General features: G+C 51.4%; 1 protein-coding gene and 1 pseudogene. Both read right to left on the bottom strand.

Features of this window, described 5'->3' with window-relative positions; genetic code table 11:
- A partial coding sequence (locus ACYVHB_RS32900; protein ID WP_461056335.1) for a transposase occupies window positions 1-202 on the bottom strand: 202 nt, incomplete at its 3' end.
- A pseudogene (locus tag ACYVHB_RS32895) lies at window positions 154-607 on the bottom strand (hypothetical protein); the annotation flags it as partial. The pseudogene ACYVHB_RS32895 and the gene ACYVHB_RS32900, both read right to left, overlap by 49 nt.

Raw genomic sequence — 607 nt, 5'->3', positions numbered from 1 at the left:
GAGTCCGGCCGGTCCGCCGGTGCGGCATCCCAAAGTAGTTTAGTAAGCTTCCAAAAACGGGCTCAACCACCGCACTCCGTCGCCTTTTCAGCCGCTTCCCTTTCGCACTCCTCAAGCGGGCTTCCATTCGCTCATACTCCCCAATATACATGGTCACACTGAGTGATTTACGATCTCGGTTACCACAACAACTTTCCTTAATGGGACAATTTTGGCAGGCACTGAAGCTGGCAATGTAGCGGTAGTTACCATACCCCCCGCCATTTTGATACCATGATTACGTAAAATGGCCCCTTGAGGGCAGCGGTATTGATCCTGATCCGGCTCATACGTAAAGGGATCTCGGACCGGGATGTAACGCCCAAACAACGGGATGTAGGCTTCGATTTGACGATGTTCCAAAGCCGCATAATTTTCTCCCGAACTAAAACCTGCATCGGCTAGTACACACCGAAGTGGTAAATTCAAACTGGACAAACGAGTGCGGGTTCGGTCAACTATGTTTACCAAATGGCGTGAATCTTTCTGATCGGCTGAGTCAGCCTGGATATGCGTAATTACGTGGTGATCGGACCGCCGAAGCGGCACAATCGACGGCCATACTGGC

It is taken from the genome of Spirosoma arcticum (genome assembly GCF_054779955.1).
The sequence above is the reverse complement of the archived record's forward strand: the minus strand, read 5'-3'. Positions and strand labels throughout refer to the sequence as shown.